Annotated in this window: 19 protein-coding genes; 9 read left to right on the top strand and 10 right to left on the bottom strand. The window is 44.0% G+C overall.

Annotated features, from left to right (window positions below):
- Window positions 1–99 precede the first annotated feature (99 nt).
- From ITG09_20100 to ITG09_20085, 4 genes are all read right to left on the bottom strand, one after another.
- Window positions 100–990 (bottom strand): ABC transporter substrate-binding protein, encoded by an 891-nt coding sequence (locus ITG09_20100; GenBank protein ID UPR53694.1) that lies wholly within the window; start codon window positions 988–990, stop codon window positions 100–102.
- A gap of 149 nt (window positions 991–1,139) precedes the next feature.
- Entirely contained in the window at window positions 1,140–1,553 is a 414-nt protein-coding gene (locus ITG09_20095; protein ID UPR53693.1) for a biopolymer transporter ExbD, read from the bottom strand.
- Complete coding sequence (locus ITG09_20090) at window positions 1,550–2,245, bottom strand: MotA/TolQ/ExbB proton channel family protein (GenBank protein ID UPR53692.1); 696 nt, start codon at window positions 2,243–2,245, stop codon at window positions 1,550–1,552. The genes ITG09_20095 and ITG09_20090 overlap by 4 nt, the downstream gene beginning before the upstream one ends.
- Before the next feature lie 2 nt (window positions 2,246–2,247).
- A complete protein-coding gene (locus ITG09_20085; GenBank protein UPR53691.1) occupies window positions 2,248–3,042 on the bottom strand; it encodes an energy transducer TonB in 795 nt (264 codons plus the stop codon).
- 161 nt (window positions 3,043–3,203) lie between these two features.
- Between ITG09_20085 and ITG09_20080 the strand changes: the two genes are divergently transcribed.
- The 4 genes from ITG09_20080 to ITG09_20065 all read left to right on the top strand — a co-directional run bounded on the left by ITG09_20080 (window position 3,204) and on the right by ITG09_20065 (window position 6,551).
- Window positions 3,204–4,613 (top strand): heme anaerobic degradation radical SAM methyltransferase ChuW/HutW, encoded by a 1,410-nt coding sequence (locus tag ITG09_20080; protein ID UPR53690.1) that lies wholly within the window; start codon window positions 3,204–3,206, stop codon window positions 4,611–4,613.
- A 57-nt stretch (window positions 4,614–4,670) separates the two neighbouring features.
- The gene (hutX, locus tag ITG09_20075; protein UPR53689.1) at window positions 4,671–5,192 is read left to right on the top strand and encodes a heme utilization cystosolic carrier protein HutX; all 522 of its coding nucleotides are present in this window, start codon (window positions 4,671–4,673) and stop codon (window positions 5,190–5,192) included.
- A gap of 155 nt (window positions 5,193–5,347) precedes the next feature.
- Window positions 5,348–5,878: a heme utilization protein HutZ gene (hutZ, locus tag ITG09_20070; GenBank protein UPR53688.1), complete on the top strand. Its 531-nt coding sequence runs from the start codon at window positions 5,348–5,350 to the stop codon at window positions 5,876–5,878.
- Between the two features lie 112 nt (window positions 5,879–5,990).
- Entirely contained in the window at window positions 5,991–6,551 is a 561-nt protein-coding gene (locus ITG09_20065) for an ATP:cob(I)alamin adenosyltransferase (protein UPR53687.1), read from the top strand.
- Between the two features lie 93 nt (window positions 6,552–6,644).
- Here ITG09_20065 and ITG09_20060 read toward each other — a convergent pair whose 3' ends face one another.
- The gene (locus tag ITG09_20060) at window positions 6,645–7,559 is read right to left on the bottom strand and encodes a chemotaxis protein CheV (GenBank protein ID UPR53686.1); all 915 of its coding nucleotides are present in this window, start codon (window positions 7,557–7,559) and stop codon (window positions 6,645–6,647) included.
- A 170-nt stretch (window positions 7,560–7,729) separates the two neighbouring features.
- Between ITG09_20060 and ITG09_20055 the strand changes: the two genes are divergently transcribed.
- Together ITG09_20055 and ITG09_20050 are read left to right on the top strand one after the other, a co-directional pair.
- A complete protein-coding gene (locus ITG09_20055) occupies window positions 7,730–8,050 on the top strand; it encodes a peptidylprolyl isomerase (GenBank protein ID UPR53685.1) in 321 nt (106 codons plus the stop codon).
- A 283-nt stretch (window positions 8,051–8,333) separates the two neighbouring features.
- On the top strand, window positions 8,334–9,722 hold the full coding sequence (locus ITG09_20050) for an alpha-amylase (GenBank protein ID UPR53684.1): 1,389 nt from the start codon (window positions 8,334–8,336) through the stop codon (window positions 9,720–9,722).
- 126 nt (window positions 9,723–9,848) lie between these two features.
- Here the strand turns inward: ITG09_20050 and ITG09_20045 are convergent, their stop codons facing one another.
- The 4 genes from ITG09_20045 to ITG09_20030 all read right to left on the bottom strand — a co-directional run bounded on the left by ITG09_20045 (window position 9,849) and on the right by ITG09_20030 (window position 15,059).
- Window positions 9,849–11,720, bottom strand: coding sequence for a methyl-accepting chemotaxis protein (locus tag ITG09_20045; protein ID UPR53683.1), 1,872 nt, complete (start codon window positions 11,718–11,720; stop codon window positions 9,849–9,851).
- 432 nt (window positions 11,721–12,152) lie between these two features.
- Window positions 12,153–13,523 (bottom strand): YjiH family protein, encoded by a 1,371-nt coding sequence (locus tag ITG09_20040; protein ID UPR53682.1) that lies wholly within the window; start codon window positions 13,521–13,523, stop codon window positions 12,153–12,155.
- Window positions 13,524–13,751: 228 nt separating this feature from the next.
- Entirely contained in the window at window positions 13,752–14,426 is a 675-nt protein-coding gene (locus ITG09_20035) for a DUF1275 domain-containing protein (GenBank protein UPR53681.1), read from the bottom strand.
- A gap of 150 nt (window positions 14,427–14,576) precedes the next feature.
- Entirely contained in the window at window positions 14,577–15,059 is a 483-nt protein-coding gene (locus tag ITG09_20030) for a GFA family protein (protein UPR53680.1), read from the bottom strand.
- A gap of 32 nt (window positions 15,060–15,091) precedes the next feature.
- Between ITG09_20030 and ITG09_20025 the strand changes: the two genes are divergently transcribed.
- From ITG09_20025 to ITG09_20015, 3 genes are all read left to right on the top strand, one after another.
- Window positions 15,092–15,745, top strand: a complete 654-nt coding sequence (locus tag ITG09_20025; GenBank protein ID UPR53679.1) for a hypothetical protein — start codon at window positions 15,092–15,094, stop codon at window positions 15,743–15,745.
- A 124-nt stretch (window positions 15,746–15,869) separates the two neighbouring features.
- Window positions 15,870–16,169 (top strand): isoamylase early set domain-containing protein, encoded by a 300-nt coding sequence (locus ITG09_20020; GenBank protein UPR53678.1) that lies wholly within the window; start codon window positions 15,870–15,872, stop codon window positions 16,167–16,169.
- 277 nt (window positions 16,170–16,446) lie between these two features.
- Window positions 16,447–17,736, top strand: coding sequence for a peptidoglycan DD-metalloendopeptidase family protein (locus ITG09_20015; GenBank protein ID UPR53677.1), 1,290 nt, complete (start codon window positions 16,447–16,449; stop codon window positions 17,734–17,736).
- A gap of 133 nt (window positions 17,737–17,869) precedes the next feature.
- Here the strand turns inward: ITG09_20015 and ITG09_20010 are convergent, their stop codons facing one another.
- Window positions 17,870–19,714, bottom strand: coding sequence for an EAL domain-containing protein (locus ITG09_20010; protein ID UPR53676.1), 1,845 nt, complete (start codon window positions 19,712–19,714; stop codon window positions 17,870–17,872).
- Between the last annotated feature and the right edge of the window lie 43 nt (window positions 19,715–19,757).

Genomic DNA, 19,757 nt, shown 5'->3' with positions numbered 1-19,757 from the left:
TTCAATATCCATCACCAACTTTGCGAAAGGCAAACTGGTGATGGGCACTGGACTAGCAACAGTAAAAATAGGGGAGTCGCGTTATAGCGGGTAGATAAGTTATAGCGGATAGATAAGTGCGTTTAATCGCTTAGCTTCTGAAAGGCTCTCGAGACCAAGCCCGCCAACCAAAGCACTGCCATTTACGGTAATTATTTGCTTGTTCATACCTGCAGGCGTTGCAGCTAACATAGGCAACGATTTAAGGATGGCATCAGCACCGCCCATTTTTTGGTAGCTACGACCACTGACTAAGATGACATCTGGCTGCATTTCTACCAGTGATTCCATCGACAATGGCTTGTAAGACGTTAGGCTTTGAGCTGCAGGGTTGATACCGCCAGCTAACTCAATGATCGCGTTTGGTGAAGTCTCACCACCGGCAACGTTCGCAGGGCGACCTTCATGTAGCAATAGGAAAAGCACCTTCTTTGCTTCGTTGCTTGATACTTGGTTTGCTTTCAGTGCTGCAATTTTCTGATTTACTTCAGCTTTAACTTGCTGTGAGTGTGCTTCAGTATGGGTGATCTTTGCGATTTGGTCGATACGCTTTAATAGCCCTTCAACATTCGCTTCGGTGTTGACGATTTCGACATCGACACCCGCCGATTTCAGTTGAGAAATCGCGTTGTCTGGTCCCATTTCATCAGAGCCAATCAACGTGGTTGGTTCCAGAGCAAGTAAGCCTTCTGCAGACAGGTTTCGGTGATAACCAATCTTTGGCAGGTTTTCTGCTTGAGGAAAGTGGCTGGTTACATCAATCGCGACTAACTGCTCTTCAGCACCCAACGCTAAAACCAATTCAGTAACGGCACTGCCAGCACTGATGATTCGAGGTTGTTCAGCGTCGTTAGCCATTGCAGGTGACGCACTAAGTGCCAGGCTGATTGCTGCCAATGAAAGAAGAGGTGTCTTGGTCTTTAATTTATTGAGCACGTTTAAGTTGTTCATAATAAGTTCTTTCTATTTTCTTTTTGTATCGCGACGATACTCAGTGAGCAGTCCGTTCGCATTGTGAGTTCGAATTGAGAGAGAGGCTTAGTTCTGATTGTTCAGTCTTATCGGTCAGAAGCCAAACCTCGTGAAAATTGAGTGTTGTTCTAGCCATCGTCAGTGAGCAGTTGAGTCGCTGGTATTCCGTTTTCTTGAAGGAATGAAAGCAACTTCACTAGGTTCTCCACGTTGGCCGCTTTATCTGCGCCAATGATGATCGGCTTTTTATCCGTTGAGCCTGTCTCTTCTAAAAGGGCAATCTTGAAGTTTTCCCAGTCGATGTATTCTTGGCCGTTAATCGCCCAGTAGGGTTCGCGGTCTAGGATGTTGACGCTAATCGAGTCTTTGTGGACTTCAGAGACGTTTTTGACATCCGAGCTTGGCAGCTCAACTTCTAGTGACTCCAGCTTTACCGATGCTGTAAGCAATAGAAAAACCATCACGATAAAAATGATGTCGAGCAGCGGTGTTAAGTCCGGCGCTAAGCTTTGTGTGCTTGATGAGTGGGGCGTTTTAATCATGCTTGGCTCACATCACCGATAGTGTTTACTGATGAGCCTTTAGTCTCGTCAGAGTGATTGGTTTGAATCGACATGCCTTCTAGCCACACATTCACATAGTTCAGAGTATGTTCTAACTGAGCCAGTACTCGGTCGGCCCATAGCCCAAGTAGTTGAGCGCCAGAGATCGCAGGAAGCGCAATCATCAAGCCTGCCGCTGTGGTTCTCATTGCTAAGCCAAGGCCGTCAGCTAGATCGTTCGGTGTAATACTTCCTGTCGTAGCTGCTACACCTTTGAACATCTCAATAAGCCCAAGTACCGTACCAAGCAAGCCGATGAGTGGGCTGATCACGCCGATCAAACCAAGCAGCCTCAATCCAGCATGAAGCTGGTGGCGTTTTTCTTGAAGCCAAATCCCAGCAGCATCTTCACGTAGCCCTTTCGAAAAAGAGTGGTGAGCAAGCAACATCGATACGCCCTTGTACAGTAGCGGTCGTTTACCTGAAATCGATTGAGCGAGCGCTTCAATCTCTTTACTGTTGGTTGGTGAGATTTGGTTTAACTCGCGACGAATGGCACGTTTGCCAACGCCAATGCTTAACATAACTTGGAAGACACGTTCTGCGATGATCATTGCTGTTAATGCTGAGCAGATAAGAAGAGGCCAAGTCATTAAGCCCAGTTGATCTTGTAAGTAGCTGATTTGTTGCATGATTAATCCAACCTAAAACGAACAGGTATTTGTACTCGGTGAGCAATCGCTCGACCATTGACAGTGTGAGGTGAGAATTTCCATTGTTTAATGGCGTCTAAAGCGGCGTTGTCGAGCATTAGTGCGCCTGATGAATTTACTAATGCTTGTTTGATTTGTTTACCTTCAGCGTCTAGCCAGATTTCATAAGTCGCGACACCTTCAACGCCACGGCGTCTTGCTTGGCGAGGGTAATTCGGTGGGGTAGGACGCGCAGAGAACGAAGGTTTAGTGACCAAAACTGGCTCTTGGTTTGATACGCCTTGGTTTACTTCCTGAGGCTGGTTGGCAGATTCGTCCATATTCTTATCGACTTTCTTGTTGGCCAACTTTTCTGGTTGAGGCGTTGGTTTGGACTTTGGCTCTGGTTCTGGGCGTTTTTTCTTAACGACCTTTTTCTCTGTTACTGGTTTCTTTTCAACAACCTTTTTCTCTACTTTTTTGGGTTGAGGCTTATTGGTGATCGCTTTTTTCTTCGGTGTCGGTTTGGCTTGCTTTGGTTCGGCTGCCTTCGGTTCGACAGGCTTAGGTTCTGCTTGTGATACGGTTTCTTTGATTGGCTCTGGTTCAACCGGTTCTGTGATGGTTTTTTGTTGAGCTTGAGAAGGCGTGCTCTTAGGCGTGAAGTTGATCGATACCGTGTTCGATTGGCTACCTGCAGGCATCGCGAATACTTTGGATTCTTGAGCTACAAACAATAGCGCTGCATGAATCACTAACGATGCACCGCCTGCAATAACATATCTAGGAACGTTCACTCTCAATCCTTTACCAAATCTAAAATCTATACCGGATTATTGCTCAAAATCTAAATAAGATCAATTATCAATTGCATTATCATTTGCGTCTATTTATGATTCTCTCAGTTTTTAGCGAATAGTCTTCCAGACTTTGCTATGTAAGTGTTTAGAGAGATTATATGAGTCTTGATATTTATAAATTTGACGAATCAATCTTGGGTGTTTCTAGCCCTGATCCGCTTCGTTTTGCGTTTGCGAAAAAGCATTCCGCACATGCCGGAGGAAGTTCAATTCCGGTCGACCCGAGTAAGAAGTTGGAGCTTTTTGATGAACTGATGCTAAGCGAAGGGAAAAAACAGGATAAGCGTTGCTTGTATATCCACATTCCTTTCTGCCGTGTGCGCTGTACGTTCTGTAACTTCTTCCAAAATGCCGCAAGCCGCAAATTAGTGGATGAGTACTTCGATGCTCTGATGGTTGAGTTGAAGCAAAAAGCCAAAACGCCTTGGGCTCAGTCTGGATTATTTCATGCCGTCTACATTGGTGGCGGAACACCTACCGATTTATCGCCTCAACAAGTAGAGCAATTAGGTAAGGCTATTCGCCAATATTTCCCACTAGCAAACGATGTTGAGATGACATTGGAAGGGCGTATCAATCGATTTGGCGACGAGATGTTTGATCGTGCGCTTGAAGGTGGCTTCAATCGTTTCTCATTCGGTATTCAAAGTTTTAATACTCAAGTGCGACGCAGTGCTAAGCGCCTAGATGACCGTGAGGTTGTGCTAGAACGTATCAGTGCTTTGAGTCGTACCGAGCAAGCGCCAATCGTTCTTGATCTGTTATACGGATTGCCATACCAGACAATGGAAGTGTTCCAACAAGATTTAGAAGACTACATGTCTACTGGTGCACACGGTATTGATCTCTACCAACTGATTGTTGGGGGTAATGCTCCTATGCTTAATCTCGTTGAGAAAGGAAAAATTCCACCACCAGCAAATACGCCAGATAAAGCGAGCATGTACTTGGCTGGGGTCGAGTTCATGACAAAAAATAAGGTCAAGCAACTGAGTGTGAATCACTGGACTCGTGATAACCGCGAACGCAGCATTTACAACAGCTTAGCGAAAACCTATGCCGAGGTTCTTCCAATTGGTTGTGGTGCTGGTGGCAACATTGGCGGTCACGGTGTGATGCAACATCGAACTTTAGACAGTTACATGGAGTCTATAAAGCAAGGTCAATTACCTATTGCCATGATGACGAAGCAAAGTTCACTAGAGCCAACCTTCTCTTCATTGAAGGCCGGTTTTGATTCTGGTGTTGTTAGAAGAAGTACGTTACCGACCTTTATGGGACAAGACACGTTCGATTATCTGAAGCCTCTGTTTTTGCATTGGGAAAAGAACGGTCTAGTTGAGCTTTCGGAAGATTATCTGAGCCTGACTATTGCTGGCAGCTTTTGGGCGGTAAGCCTAGCGCAGAGTGTAATTCAAGTGCTTAACGCTGAATACCAAGCAATTCATCCAGCGCCTAAAGCGTCAGGTTCGGGCGTACACCCGCATGCAAGTTTGAAGCACGCTTAATATCGAATTTTTAGTTTATAACTTACGTAAATTACTCGTTTATACGGAACATATTCAATGACAGATACAACATTAGAAATGACAGAAACTCTAGAACAACGCGTAGCTCTAATTTTAGAAGAAGAGCCAAAACTACTGCCGACAGCAATTGCTGAGAAGCTAGGTGTTTCAGAAGTTGAAGTGGTTGCTGCTTTTCCAAACGACATGGCGGTAATGCTAGATGGCAGCCGTGCTCAAGAGATTCTAGAAGGTTTAGTTGGTTGGGGGCCTGTGACCACTATCGTGCATTCATTTGGTTCTATCTTTGAAGTAAAAGCACCATTCCCGAAAGGTAAAGTAGCGCGCGGTTACTACAACCTGATGGGCAAAGAGGGCGAGCTTCATGGTCACCTAAAACTTGATAACGTTAAACATATCGGTTTGGTGAGCAAGGCGTTCATGGGTCGTGAAAGTCATTACTTCGGCTTCTTCAGTGAAACCGGCGAGAACATTTTTAAGATCTACCTAGGCCGCAATGAAAAGCGAGAGCTTATTGCTGATCAAGTAGAGCGCTTCAAAGCGTTAAAAGAACAAGCTTAAGTACAGTCAATAGTAAATAATCAGCAGCAATCTTACATAGGGTTGCCAACTGGCTTACACAAGATATCAATGCTCGAGGATCGTTTAGTTCGCTAATGATCGCTCAACCTCGGGCAAAAATAATAAATCAGAGAAAGTGAATAAAGGAATTACCCATGGAACAGCAAGTAAAACAAGAACGTCTACAAGGTCGCCTAGGTCCAGAAATTAAAGAGTTTCGCCAAGAGCGCCGTACCCTTCAACTTGCAACGGTTGATCAAGAAGGTCGCCCGAACGTAAGTTACGCACCTTTCGTTCAGAACCAAGAAGGTTACTTTGTTCTAATTTCTGATATTGCTCGTCATGCTCGTAACTTGAAAGCAAACCCTCAAGTGTCTTTGATGATGATTGAAGATGAAGAGAGTTCGAAGCAACTTTATGCACGTAAGCGTTTAACGTTTGATGCTCAAGCAAGTGTTGTAGAGCGTGAAACAGAACTTTGGACTCAAGTGATTGGCCAGATGCAAGAGCGTTTTGGCGAAATCATCGATGGTTTGAGCCAGCTTCAAGATTTCTCTCTATTCAACCTTAAAGCAGAGAACGGCCTGTTTGTGAAAGGCTTTGGTCAGGCATACCAAGTGTCTGGCGACGATTTGGTGGATTTCGTTCACCTGCAAGAAGGCCATAAAAAAGTGTCTAATGAATAAGCTCGTTTAACCGATTTCTTTAGGAGCCCTCCAATGTGAGGGCTTTTTTATGTCTAAGTCAAAGAGTTTGGTATATTGGCGTCTGATTATATTTATGTGTAAGGATCGGTACGTGAAACCAGTAAGTCGAGATTGGGACGAGTTCTGCTACCCGTTTATTTATGAAGACAGTCCTATCTGTGATTTTGAGATTCTGTCGGACGAGCTTTGCTGCCGAGTTGGATTGGTTCTTTCATTGGAATTGGAACCACAAGTTCGCGAGATCCTGCAACGCCTGCAGCCGAACATCTATCATTTGAATGGTTCCGTACGTGGGAAGTTAGCGATTACTGAATCCGAACTGATCGAGCTTAAGCAAGATTACCACCGTATCCGTGAGCAGCTAGAAGGTGGCTTCAAAGGTTTTGTATTACCCGGTGGAAATCGAGTATCGAGTGAGCTTCATTTGTGTCGTTGCCAGGCTAAAAAAGTGGTGCGAACTTTGGTGAGCGTTGAGCACCACGAAAGTAAAAAATCACCGGATCCGATTCTTTTTAAATACGCTAACTTAGTTGCGAACACACTGTATGCATTGGCGTCTTTCACTAATCATGTCAATGAGGTAGAGGAAGTGGAATTCGTGAGTAAGAGCTACTCTATGCCGAAAAAGTCTAAGCCAGAAAACAAAGACTAACGGTTAGCTCTATTCTTATTAAGATTTGAAGAAAGAAGAGACTAAGAAGCTAAAACATTAAGCATGATGCTGGTTTAGCTTCGAAAGTAGCGTCTAAGCAGCGGTAGAGGCTTCGTTTAAGACTTTTGCACCGCGTAGCATGGCTTCGATTAACTCACCCGCATTGAACTTCTCAAGCGCTTCATGCGCCCCCACCTGATTGGCACGGTCAACACAGATCTCACTTGATAATGAGGTATGCAAAATACAGTAAGCATGACTCAGTGCGCTGTCATTCTGTACCTCAAAGGCTAGTTCATAACCATCCAGTCCCGGCATCTCAATATCACTCACAAGAAGGTCTATCGCATTGCCTACGCTAGCTTGGCGTCGCATCAGGTCAATTGCATCTAAGCCGTTATTACAAATGCTGTAAGGGATGTTGATGCTGTCTAAGGCATCAGATAGTTGCTTACGCGCAATCAAAGAATCATCAACCAATAAGATGTTCAGCGCTTTGAGGCGTTCCCTTTCTATATCGGTCAGCATTGGAATATGTGCGTTCTCATAAGCAGGGTAGATCTTAGAGAGTAATAACTCTACGTCGAGCATTTGCACGATACGATCTTCAAAACGAGTAATACCAGTCACAAACACGTTGCGGCCTACACTCGCGGGTGGCGATTCAATACTCTTCCAGTCGCATTCAATGATTTTATCGATCGAACGAACCAAGAATGCCACGACCGTTCTTAAACAATCGGTCACAATGAGCACACAATCTTGGTATTCAGCTGGTGTTATCGGGCGGAAGCCAATCGCTGCAGACATATCAATCACTGGAACCGTAAGATCGCGGATGGTGACTGTGCCAATGACGTGGTGATGAGAGTAGGGGATCTGAGTCATCGGCTGAAAAGGGACGATTTCTCTGACCTTAAGCGTGCCAATCGCAAAACTTTGAGTGAGGGATAACTTGAACATCAACATTCCCTGTGACTGACTCGCTTTACTGATCGGTTTGGCCATAAGTGGCTCCTACTTAATACGCGCTTAATTTATAAGGATTAATTTAAAGGGAAATGGAAGCCGCAGCAAGTCACTATGCGGTTTTTAACGCTCTTTAAAGCAGTTGTTTTCGGTTATAGAGTGAAGAATGGTGGTTCTTGGGTTAAAATCACGCTAAATACTCGCTGTCGATGGTAAGTCGACAAGCAGACAGCAACAAACTGAGAATTATCATGGCAAGAACAGCAGCAGCGCTTCATATTTTGGTGAAGCATAAAGAACTAGCAGAAGACATCATGACACAGCTTAAAAAGGGCGCTAAATTTCAAACGCTAGCAAAGAAACATTCAACCTGTCCATCTGGTAAAAAGGGCGGCGACCTAGGTGAGTTCAAGAAAGGCCAAATGGTTCCTCAGTTTGATAAGGTTTGCTTCTCTGGCGAGACGCTTGTACCGCATCTTGTAAAAACAAAATTTGGTTGGCATGTGGTGAAGGTTCTTTACAGAACTTAGTCTCAAATATGTGTTAGATTGAATATAAGGAGCGTATATACGCTCCTTTTTTGTCACTTTTTGGCGCATTTAAAAGCACAATGGCTGAGTGTTCATCCCAAACGTTATGCGATAATTGGGGCTACGCCCTTAGCTATCCGCCGCGACTAATCGGTGGGAGGAGGAGGGGTTTTAATGAGTAACTCATATAATAAATATCATTCTTAAGGAAATTTATGCAGCTTTGCCTTTTAGCCTTTGTATTTATCTAGAAAGCTGTAAACGAGTTTGGTAGGAGAACAACATGGAGAGTTCAGCTATGTTAGGCAATCCGGCGACAGATGTCATATTGCATGCCTTTGACTGGTGCTACGCTGACGTAATGAAGAACGCCCCGCTGATCCAAGAGTTGGGTTATAAATCGGTTTTAGTATCACCGGCAATGAAATCGCTGCGCGGCCCTAAAGGTTGCGACCGAGATTCTGGCACCCAATGGTGGCAACGTTACCAGCCACAAGACTACCGTGTGATTGATAATCAACTTGGTGACACGCAAGACTTCACAGCAATGGTGAACACGTTAAAGCAACATGGGCTTCGTACCTATGTGGATGTGGTGTTCAACCACATGGCCAACGAATCGGGTATCCGCGGTGATTTGACGTATCCCAATCAACAAGACATGGCGTCTTACCAACAAGACTCTGAGTATTACAAATCTATACGCTTATTTGGTGATCTTTCTAAGCCTTTATTTGATGAAAACGACTTTGTAGAAGCGTTTGGTATCAAAAACTGGAAAGACACTTGGGAAGTGCAAAACGGACGTATTACTGGTGGAGCCAGCGACCCTGGCTTGCCAACACTGTTAGACAATGACAATGTGGTTGCGCAGCAGCGAGCGTATCTAAAAGCCTTGAAAGCGATTGGTGTTAAAGGTTTCCGCATTGATGCTGCGAAACACATGACACTGTCACACCTACGCAAGGTGTGGACTGATGATATCTGTGAAGAAATGCACATCTTTGGCGAGATCATTACCGATGGCGGTGCGACGGAAGAAGAGTATGAGCTGTTCCTTGAGCCATACCTGAAACACACGCGCTTAGGTGCGTACGATTTCCCTCTGTTCAATACTATTTTTAAAGCCTTTGAAGAGCAGGGCAGTTTTAAGTCGCTGATTAACCCTTACTGTTTTGGTCAGGCTCTATCGAACATGAGAGCCATCACCTTTGCCGTCACTCATGATATTCCAAATAACGAGGTGTTTTTGGAGCATGTGATGGATGAAGTGGATGAGCGATTGGCACATGCCTTCATTCTGGGTCGAGATGGCGGTGTGCCGCTTGTTTACAGTGAATTAAGCACGAGCGGTATTCTGGATCAGAACGGCCAACCTCGATGGCTTAACGACTGGCAAGCGCCTTACATGAAAAATATGATTCAATTTCATAATCATGTTCATGGCGAAGCAATGCGTGTGGTTGAAGCGAATGATGATTTGTTGGTGTTTGTTCGTGGAGACAAAGGCATTGTGGTGATTAATAAATCTAAGCGATGTAAAACGGCATCACTAACTTGGACGGGTGATGTGACGGATTTATTGTCTGGTAACGTGTTTGAATGTGCAGACAAGGGTTTAACCATTAAGGTTGAACCTAACCAATGTATGATGTTGATTACGAATAGCTGATGGTTGCATTTAGGCTGAAAATAGACAGGAAATCAGAGGTTTGTAATTATTGATTCGTAAAAGAAAAGGCATGCTCAAATAATGATTAAGCATGCCTTTTTTATTGGTTTCATCTTAGATGCAATCTTACACGGTAAACTTATTCAGCAGTTCATCCTGCGCACGAACATTATCAGTTTGCTGCTGCATTGCGGTATTCGCTTCTTGAGCTGCTGTTGATACTTGTGTTGAAAGGTCTTTGATCTTAACTGTGTTGTTGTTGATCTCTTCCGCGACTAAGCTCTGTTCTTCTGCTGCTGAAGCAATCTGAATATTCATATCAGAGATACGCTGAATCGCGTCACGAATGCGGTCAAGTGAAGAGTTAGCTTGCTGAGCACGTTCAACGGCGTCAGTTGCGGTGTCTTTACTTTGGTTCATCGCATTCGATACTGAGCTTGCGCCGGCTTGAAGCTGCTCAATCATGTTACGAATTTCAGTGGTGGATTCTTGAGTACGTTGCGCGAGAGTACGAACTTCATCGGCTACGACTGCAAAACCACGACCCGATTCACCCGCACGCGCCGCTTCAATCGCTGCGTTCAGTGCTAGTAGGTTGGTTTGGTCAGCAATGTCGTTGATTACTTTAAGAATCGTTTCGATGTTTGCGGTTGCTGATTCAAGTACTTGTACTTCTGCAACAGCTTGGTCGATACGCTCAGATAAATTGTCAATCGCTTGAGTGGTTTCACTTACGACAGAGGTTCCGTCTAGCGTTGCTTCGTCTGCTTCACGAGCCGCAGCCGCAGCGCCTTGAGCATTATTTGCTACTTCTGTTGCGGTGACCGCCATCTCGTTCATTGCGGTCGCTAGCTGCTCAAGCTCTTGCAGTTGCGTGTTCATCGCATTTGCAGATTCGCCAGCACCTTTCACTGTGAATTCCGTACCACGCTTAATCTCAACGCCAATCGCTTTCGATTGAATGATTTGATTTTGCAGGTTTTCGGTAAAGGTGTTGAAGCCTTTCGCTAGGTCAGAGAACTCTTGGTCTGTATTGGTATCTAGACGCTTAGTTAAGTCACCTTGTCCGCTCGCTACATCTTGAATCGCTTGGTTAAGTGCATCCAATGGACGCATCAAAACGCGGATCAGAACCGTTAGTGCAATGATACTGAGAATCACCGCAATTAGTGAGTAGATCATTGAGCTGTTTTTCAGGTCTTCGACGGTTTGGAACGCGATCTCTTCGTCTAGGATTGCGCCGATGTACCAATCTTCACTTGGAATGTGCGTGAAGTTAACTAGGAACATTTTTCCGTCGACTTCGATCTCTTGAGATCCTTCACGAATAGTTGCTTGAGGCATGTAGCTTGAAAGCGTTTCACCGTTGTTTTTAGCATTTGGGTGAGCAATCGTTGTGCCGTCGGCTGTCACTAGGAATAGGTAGCCCGCATCGAATAAGTTCACTTGGTTGACCAAGCTTGCAAGGTTGGTCAGTTCTAGGTCGTAGAACATACCTGCAGTAAAGCGGCCGTTGTCTTTAACTGGCGTACCCACTGAGATAATGACCTTCTTACTTGATGCATCCACATAAGGCGCGGTAACAACTAAACTGTTTTTGGATTTAGCATCAATATACCAAGGGCGAATGCGTGGGTCGTAATCTGGACCTGCTTCCCAACCATCATCATTTTCAATGACGAAACCGTTTGCTTCATAGCCAAAACCAACCGCAAGGAAGCTGTTTTTAAGCTTTGGCTTTTCTAAAATTTCTTTTACGTAAGTACGATCTTGAGGATTGATCTCGATGACTTCTGTCGTCGATTGCGCCAAAGCTTTCTTGGCATTCATCTCGGATACGACGGTATTTTTTACGCCCGAGACCATCTCATTAAGACTCGCATTGACGTGATTCTCTACAGCACTTCTAACGGTGTAAAGTTGTTGTATTGAAAGCAATGATACTGTCACTAGCAGCAAGGCTGATGATGCAGCAACCACCTTATGGCTAAATTTCATTGAGTTTTCCCCTTCTCACAGGCTTTGCGAAGACTAAAGTTAATCGTATTTTTCTAATTATATATATCGACGATATTGAAATTTACTTGAATGTAATTTCACAAAATAGACTACAAAAATACAACAACCCAAACAATACAAAATTCACTAAATCACATATTTGTTATTTTTAGTATTTGCTTCAATGAGTTGAAGAATTGATTTATCTGGAGGTGGAAGGATTTAATAATGTATTAATTTTGTGTTTATGTGCGTCGTTCTCGATTTAAAAGAGGTAGGGGTTAAAATTTATATGAAATCAAGTGATATGCTAGCTTTATATATTACTGATTTTTGGAGTTGGTGTGTGAATATATTTCGTACAAAAAAAGCCCCACAAAAGTGAGGCTTATAATTCTATTTGCCTATTTACTTATATAAGTAGCATCTAATTTAGAATATTAGGTGAGCTACACCAGCGATAACTGGAAGCGTAATTAGAGTACGTAGAATAAAGATAATAAACAGCTCTAAGATGTTCACTGGGATCTTACTGCCTAGAAGTAGAGCGCCAACTTCAGACATGTAAATCAACTGAGTTACCGACATTGCTGCAATAACAAAGCGAGTCATTTCGTTGTCGATAGAAGCCGCAAGAATCGCAGGAATGAACATATCCGCAAAACCAACAACGATCGTTTCAGATGCTGCAACGGCTTCAGGTACACCAAGTAGCTCTAGGAATGGGATGAAAGGCTGACCTAGGAATGAGAATACAGAAGTGTATTCCGCAATCACCAACGCCATAGTACCAAGACCCATAACCACAGGCAGTACACCAAATACCATATCAACAGCGTTACGAACGCCTTCGCCAAACACAGACTTAGCCGACTTCACTTGTGACGCTTTGTTTACTGCTAGCTCAAGGCCCCAAGAGAATGTTGAGTGACCTGCAGGAATCGCGTCAGCGTCTTTGTGCGGCTTGCTACCGTCAATGAAGGTGTCTTTCTTCATGCTTAGTGGTGGAAGGCGAGGGATGATTACCGCTGCCACAATACCCGCTAAACATATTGCTGCGTAGAAAGGTAGGAACAAGTGCTCTAACTCTACTTGTGCAATTACCACAAGGCTGAATGTAATCGATACTGCCGAGAAAGTCGTACCAACAACCGCAGCTTCACGCTGAGTGTAGAACTTCTTTTCGTACTGCTTGCTGGTAAGAAGGATACCAACGCTGCCGTCACCTAACCAAGAAGCCATACAGTCGATAGCACTACGACCTGGTAGGTTAAAGATTGGGCGCATGATTTTACTTAATAGGGTGCCAAACAGCTCTAGTAAACCGAAGTTAAGTAGAAGAGGCAGGAGCAAACCCGCAAAGATAAATACTGAGAACAGTGTTGGAAGTAGGCCTTCTAGTACTAAACCACCGGTGTTTTCTTCCCAAATAAACTCTGGACCTACTTGGAAGAACGCCATGAATGCCGCAGCACCACCAATCAAACGAACCAATAACCACAGTGGAGATGGGTTGAAAAGGCCGTTTAAAAATGAATTGGATGTAATGAATGTAGGTTTGAAAATGGTGCTTAAAACGGAAGCTACAGACATGAAAGCGACGATCGCGGTGATGATAGGGATTAGGTATTCACCGAAAACCGCTTGAATTGACTTGGCTAAGATCGCTACAGGGATGGTGAGATCGCCTTGGTAGCTGATTGGTGCCATGAAAAGGAATAAACCAATCAATGATGGGATTAAGAAAACCCAGAAACTGCCTTTAGATTTCTCTGTTTGAGCAGTATTCGTGTTGTTAGACATGTTATTGTTCTCGAATTTCTACACGTAAAAAAGCCACATCCTTGGCATTTTTATTCACTAAACGTCCGTATTTTCTCATTGGGTGCAAGATTACCCAGTATTAATATCGCTTGCAATACTATTCATCAAATATCGCTAAATATTCATGCTGGTTATTCTGCTACGTATTAAGAGTTTAGAATAAAGTGTTGCGGATGTTACGTAGTTTGAGGATGTTTTGCCAGGTATTTATAAATTCACTGGCGTTTCAGTTCGATAGGTCAAGTATAGCCAATAGCTAAACGCAATGATGAAGGCGAAAGAAGCAGGGAACGCCAGAGCTAAAATTTCGAAGCGTTGGAACAAGCAAGCGCCCGTTAGGCCTCCAAATAGAAAACCGACAACGATGAACATCAGCAGTTTGGCTTTACGACGGTCAAAAGGCATCCCCTTCAAGCGAGCACCGATCATGATTCCCAGATCGGTAATGATCCCGCTCATGTGTGTTGTTCGAATGATCGCACCGCTGTAAGTGGTGATCATCGCGTTCTGCAAACCACAAGCGGCTGAAGCGAAATACTGGCCTGAAGTATAGCCTTGCAACAGTGCCCACAGCGCCAAAAACAGTAATCCACCCTCAATACATAGCGCAACACCGTAACGGCGTCCTAACTTCAATGCTTGGTTTTCAATAAAGAACCCGCTGAACGCCGCACCTAACATGAAGCTCATGATTACTAATAGGAGGTGAACAGAAGCCGAAGTCGGTGTAAGCAGGCTACTGCCCAGCAAAGACATGGTGCCGGAAATATGGGAGATAGCTTGATGTTGGAAACCAAGTAACCCAATAGAATTTACGCTGCCAGCAAGGCCCGCTAACAGCAGCGCGCCGTATTCAACCCAGCGAGGTAGTTTAGAAATCATGTGGTTCACCCTGGGTTAGAAAGAGGAGCAGATTATAACGCTAGCGAAAAGATACGCTAGCGTTGCGGGGCTTTCATATTTGATCTTGGGCAACAGTATTGCAGTTTGTATCTTTACAGGTGGTATCGTAATGCTAGAGGGATGTAGCCACTAATTATAGTGGCTCATTTGATGGTCAAATTTGACCCAACCATGTTTGCGCTCTTCATAAACTGAAAAGCTCGGCAGTGGGAAGTCTTGCTCTTTAAATAATCCGAGTGGGACGATATAAAAATCGGCGGCGGCAACCGACTGCAAAAGCATGGTGGTGCCACACTTGGGGCAAAACTGATAGGTGACTTCATTGCCTGTATCGCTGATGCGTGAGAAAGAGGTTACCTCTCCGCTGAGTGTGACTTGTTCAATTGGGAACCGAGCTTGAACACCGAACACGCTTCCTGTGCGTTTTTGACACTCATAGCAATGGCAGACTGAGGTTCGTTGAGGTTCGCCTCGGCATACTAGGTTGACGGCTCCACAGCGGCATTCGCAACTTCTGATATTTCTATCTTTAATATGATTGATATCCATCCATGCTCCACTTCTGGTTAACCCTGTATTGATAATTATACTAAAGCCCTTTATGGTCTGCACAACTGGATGAAAACAAAAGAATACAATTGCCCATGAAAAAGAAAATTTTACCTATTCCTCTGATTCTACTTATTCCAATTGTCATGCTGGTTGTGGTGATAGTAGCGGGTATTTATCGCTTTAGCTTAAGTGATGAAGAGATCTTGGCGAAGTTTCCTTCTGCTCAAGTGAGTTATGACCCAGTCGTAGAAACCGTTTTTGATTTGAAGACGACCAACCCATGGACAATTAAAGTGCCTGAAACCAATGCATTTGCTTTTATTAAAGAATTGGACACAACAAGATCAATTGCTTTTGGTCGTTATGATTCTGGAGCAGAACGTGGCGTGGTGACAGTAGATACTAAAAATCTTTCAGGTGTTACGCTAGGGCAGGCGAACTTCTTTGTTTCTCCTATGTGGGTGTCGAATCAAGGCAGTGGTGTTTTCTATTACCTTGGTCTGTTTAAACACGATCAACAACGAAGCCGTATCGTGTTAGTCGACCAGCTTTTACTGGGTGACCGCATACAAATTCAAACTTTAGATGTCGTTCAACAGCCAGATTCGCAATCACAGAGTAAACTCACTGGGGGAGGTTTTATCGGCTTTACTCAGCATTCTGCGGAACAATCATTTGCAGAACCCCCTTCTGAAAAGGTGTTAATGAGTTTTTCTTTTGATACGCAATCAATTGGTAAGCAATAACATTTTCGTGAATGCAAGGATCTGTTGTTTATGTGAGCCAAATTACATATTATCTTAGTTAGATGAATGAAATTTAGACACACTTAGCTTTGTGTCTGCTTATTTTTACAAATGGAGCTTGCGAATGATTAATAAACGTTTTTTTAAGACGAAAGATGAAGTTGAAGTGACTTTCGAGCTAGAAGCTCAGGAAGCGAACTCTGTATCCATCGTTGCTGACTTTCTTGATTGGAAAGCCACCCCAATGAAAAAACTGGCCAAAGGGAAGGTTTACAAGTTTAAAACTCGTCTGCCGAAAGATGGCGAGTTTCAATTCCGCTACCTAGTTAATGACCAACAATGGGTGAACGATGCGAATGCTGACCGTTACATCCCAAATGAGTTTGGTGAAGACAACTGCTTAGTGTCGACGGTCAACGCATAGTCTTTTTCTTAAAACCAGCGACTAATTCGCTTCGTTTATTAATTATTCGAAACGGAATAACGTCAACCAATAGAAAGCAGAAACTAGCCGTTTCTGCTTTTTTATTTTCAAATTTAGCGGTTAATTTTATTTCTTGTTTAATGGCCCTTCACCTACGACAACTCAATGACTTAGGTTAAGTTGGGCTGATTCACATCATATTATGACAATGCATTGATGATTTATGCGTTTGAAAAGCATATCCTATGCCTTTATATCGTAGAAAGACCTGTTTACCGTGTATTCAAAAATATTTTCCTCTCCGTTTGCCGAGCTTTCACCTGTAAAAAAAGTAGCTATTTTAGGACTGCCACTTATTGCAGCGATTGGAGTTGCTCTGCAATCTTCGCAATCAAATCTGACGAAAACGATCGAGCTTGATCTACCAGACTCAACCGTTATTGAGTCCATTCTGTCACCATCTTCTGTTACCGTTATTGAGCCGCCGACATTTGAGTATCAAATTCAAACGGGCGATAACTTGAGTAGCATCTTCACGCAACTTGGATTTTCTTATAAATCGATGATGAGCGTGATGGAAACCGATTTGAACTTCCTTGCTTTAGATACGCTTCGTCCGGGTAATATATTACGCTTTTGGCGTGATGAAGCGACCGGCGACCTTTCTAAAATGGAACTTCAATTTAGCGTCGCGGACAAAGTGGTTTATCGACTGCTTGATGACGGCAGCTACGAATTCGAAGACATCTCTATTCCTGGTGAATGGAAGCAAAAGCCTCTCGTGGGTGATATTCAAGGCAGTTTCTCGATGTCGGCGAACAAGGTTGGCCTGAGCAGTCTTGAGATTGACCATATTGTGACTCTGCTTAAAGACAAGCTGAACTTTAGCCGAGACCTACGTGCTGGCGATCAGTTTGAAGTACTTCAAAAAGCGCAATATGTTGATGGTGTTGCAACCGGCAAACGTGAAATCGAAGCGATTAAAATCATGAATCGTAATCGTGTTGTGTCAGCGTACTTACACACTGACGGACAATATTACGATGCTAATGGCGACAGCTTACAACGAGCTTTCCAACGCTACCCAGTGAGCAGTAGTTGGCGCCAAAGTTCTCAGTTTAACCCTAAGCGTTTACACCCCGTGACAGGCCGAGTCTCTCCGCATAACGGTACCGACTTCGCGACGCCAATTGGCACGCCGGTTCAAGCAACGGGTGACGGCAAAGTGATTATGACGCGTAAGCACCCATACGCGGGTAACTACGTGGTCATTCAGCACGGCAGCACGTACAAAACACGTTACCTACATTTGAGTAAGATTCTGGTTCGTAAAGGACAAACGGTATCTCGTGGTCAGCGTATTGGTTTGTCAGGTAAAACTGGCCGAGTGACTGGCGCACACTTGCACTACGAACTGATTGAACGTGGTCGTCCTGTCAATGCAATGACAGCAAATATCCCAATGGCAGATTCTGTGCCTAAAAAGGAAAAAGCGACATTTGTAGCAGCAAGAGATGAAGCTGATAAGTTGTTAAAGGTCGCTTTAGCCCAATCTAATAACAGCTAGTTAGATTCTTTGAGAGAACCCTGAATAAGGCTGTTACTCATCAAGTCGCTAATTAAAACCGCGAGAGCATCACTCCGAGTAGAGTCATGTTCTCGCGGTTTTTTTGATCCTAGGTTAAAACAAAGATAGCGGTCTAAGCCAAGGGCTCCGAATGTGTAACATAGCTGACGATAGCCTCAGGTCGCATTGGTGGTGAGTAGAGGTATCCTTGTATCTTGTCACACCCCATTGCGTGCAGCTTTTCTAGCTGTTCACGCTTCTCTACGCCTTCCGCAACCAATGACACATCGAGCCTATGAGCAAGCTGAATAATCAGCCAAACAACGCTTTCTGAGGTTGAATTAGTCAACAAATTGCGGATAAAGGTGGCATCAATTTTAATGCAATCTATGGGATAGCTGTGAATATAGTTCAAACTAGAGTAACCAGTACCGAAATCGTCTAATGCAATAGTGAAGCCTTGCCCTCTCAAAAAGTTTAGTGCCGATTTTGTCTCTTGAGTTGGAGACAACAACACCGTTTCGGTTAACTCAATAACAAACTCATCAGCTTTAAAGTGATGTTCTTCAATGGTTCTAGTGAGATAAGATATATAGCGTTTAGAATCGGTAAGCTCATGCGCGGAGCAGTTTATCCCAAGCTTAACCTTGTAACCTAAACCTTGTTCTAAGATGGTTTTAGCGCGGCATACTAACTCAATAATACGCTCACCTAGCTCGACAATCAGCCCGGACTCTTCAGCCACTTGAATGAACTCCACTGGCGATATGTCACCGTGTCTGGCAGTCTTCCAGCGAGTTAGTACCTCGAAGTATTCCCACTGTGTGTCGCCTTGACTGACAATGGGTTGTACAACTACGTACATTCCATTGCTGTCGGGGGTATAGCTTTGTGAAATCGGGTTTTCGAGTTCATCTCGCAGTGCGGCAATTAGCTCGGTTTTTCTTTGGTAGCGAGACCTCAAGTGGGTGTCATAACATTGAATATGGGTCTCTTGGCTGTGTTTACACTCTTTAAGTGCCAAGCTACTGTTGAATATAATCTGTTCTACGTCTTTGTTGTCTCCATCCGAACTGGCAATTCCAATACTGAGGTCTAAATCTATCTTAATATCAACGCTGCTATAACCCTGTCTAATTTTTGCCAGTATCTGCTCGCACACTGCTATTGGATCTGAGTGGTAAGTAATGAAGGCGAATTCATTGCCAGCTGTACGAAAAGTCAGGTTGCTCTCGGGGAAGGTTCTCCGCAACGTTTCAGCGACAAATTGAAGAACTTTATCGCCAGTATAATTGCCATACATATCATTAATGGCTTTGAAGCTATTGATATCAAGCAAGGCTAATGTAAACGGAGTGACACTTTGTTGAGTGATAGACTCCAAGGTATCTGATAAACAGCTTCGGTTTAGCAGTCCAGTCAAACTGTCGTGTGATACCTCATAACTTAGTTGATTTACCAGTTGTTCAGAACGATCGTTGAACCACATCTCTCTCAACGTATGGATGATGATGTCGGAAAACAATTGGTGGTGCTTTATCACGTCTTGTTGCTGATCTGGACTAAGAGGCGAGGTAAACGTTGAAAACAGCACGCCCATCACTTCACCACTTTGAGTTCGAGTCGGGATCGCGATGGAATTTTGTGAGGTGATTTCCTGCCTAAATGCCGATGTCGGTAATGACTGGACGACGTATTGAGCGAAAGAGCAATCTGGGTGTCTTTGATTGACCGCTTGTTGGTAGATTTGACCATGACGTGCATTGATTTTGTCATGCAAGACATGGCCAGAATGGGCGATCACCAAAGGAACGATTTGGTCAGGGAAGTGCTTCTTCTCAATGATGCTAGTGTATTGAGTATCAAAGGTCTGATGTAAAGTAAGCACGGCTGACTCTAAAAGGTCGATACCTTCCAACTTAAGTAAACGACCAATGCGCTCTGTGTCGATCATGCTGTTGTGCGTATGTTGAGTCATAGTCACCATCCCTAGTTAACCAGATTCACTGTGTAAGCTGTAT

The sequence above is a fragment of the Vibrio cyclitrophicus genome (assembly GCA_023206055.1).
GTDB classification, from domain to species: Bacteria; Pseudomonadota; Gammaproteobacteria; order Enterobacterales; family Vibrionaceae; genus Vibrio; species Vibrio cyclitrophicus_A.
This window is presented reverse-complemented; position numbering and strand designations above follow the sequence as displayed.

Bases quoted from the DNA above. Each gene is read 5' to 3' on its own strand.
- ITG09_20100 (UPR53694.1), bottom strand. From the start codon at position 990: ATGAACAACTTAAACGTGCTCAATAAATTAAAGACCAAGACACCTCTT.
- ITG09_20095 (UPR53693.1), bottom strand. From the start codon at position 1,553: ATGATTAAAACGCCCCACTCATCAAGCACACAAAGCTTAGCGCCGGAC.
- ITG09_20090 (UPR53692.1), bottom strand. From the start codon at position 2,245: ATGCAACAAATCAGCTACTTACAAGATCAACTGGGCTTAATGACTTGG.
- ITG09_20080 (UPR53690.1), top strand. From the start codon at position 3,204: ATGAGTCTTGATATTTATAAATTTGACGAATCAATCTTGGGTGTTTCT.
- hutX (UPR53689.1), top strand. From the start codon at position 4,671: ATGACAGATACAACATTAGAAATGACAGAAACTCTAGAACAACGCGTA.
- hutZ (UPR53688.1), top strand. From the start codon at position 5,348: ATGGAACAGCAAGTAAAACAAGAACGTCTACAAGGTCGCCTAGGTCCA.
- ITG09_20060 (UPR53686.1), bottom strand. From the start codon at position 7,559: ATGGCCAAACCGATCAGTAAAGCGAGTCAGTCACAGGGAATGTTGATG.
- ITG09_20055 (UPR53685.1), top strand. From the start codon at position 7,730: ATGGTAAGTCGACAAGCAGACAGCAACAAACTGAGAATTATCATGGCA.
- ITG09_20050 (UPR53684.1), top strand. From the start codon at position 8,334: ATGGAGAGTTCAGCTATGTTAGGCAATCCGGCGACAGATGTCATATTG.
- ITG09_20045 (UPR53683.1), bottom strand. From the start codon at position 11,720: ATGAAATTTAGCCATAAGGTGGTTGCTGCATCATCAGCCTTGCTGCTA.
- ITG09_20040 (UPR53682.1), bottom strand. From the start codon at position 13,523: ATGTCTAACAACACGAATACTGCTCAAACAGAGAAATCTAAAGGCAGT.
- ITG09_20035 (UPR53681.1), bottom strand. From the start codon at position 14,426: ATGATTTCTAAACTACCTCGCTGGGTTGAATACGGCGCGCTGCTGTTA.
- ITG09_20025 (UPR53679.1), top strand. From the start codon at position 15,092: ATGAAAAAGAAAATTTTACCTATTCCTCTGATTCTACTTATTCCAATT.
- ITG09_20020 (UPR53678.1), top strand. From the start codon at position 15,870: ATGATTAATAAACGTTTTTTTAAGACGAAAGATGAAGTTGAAGTGACT.
- ITG09_20010 (UPR53676.1), bottom strand. From the start codon at position 19,714: ATGACTCAACATACGCACAACAGCATGATCGACACAGAGCGCATTGGT.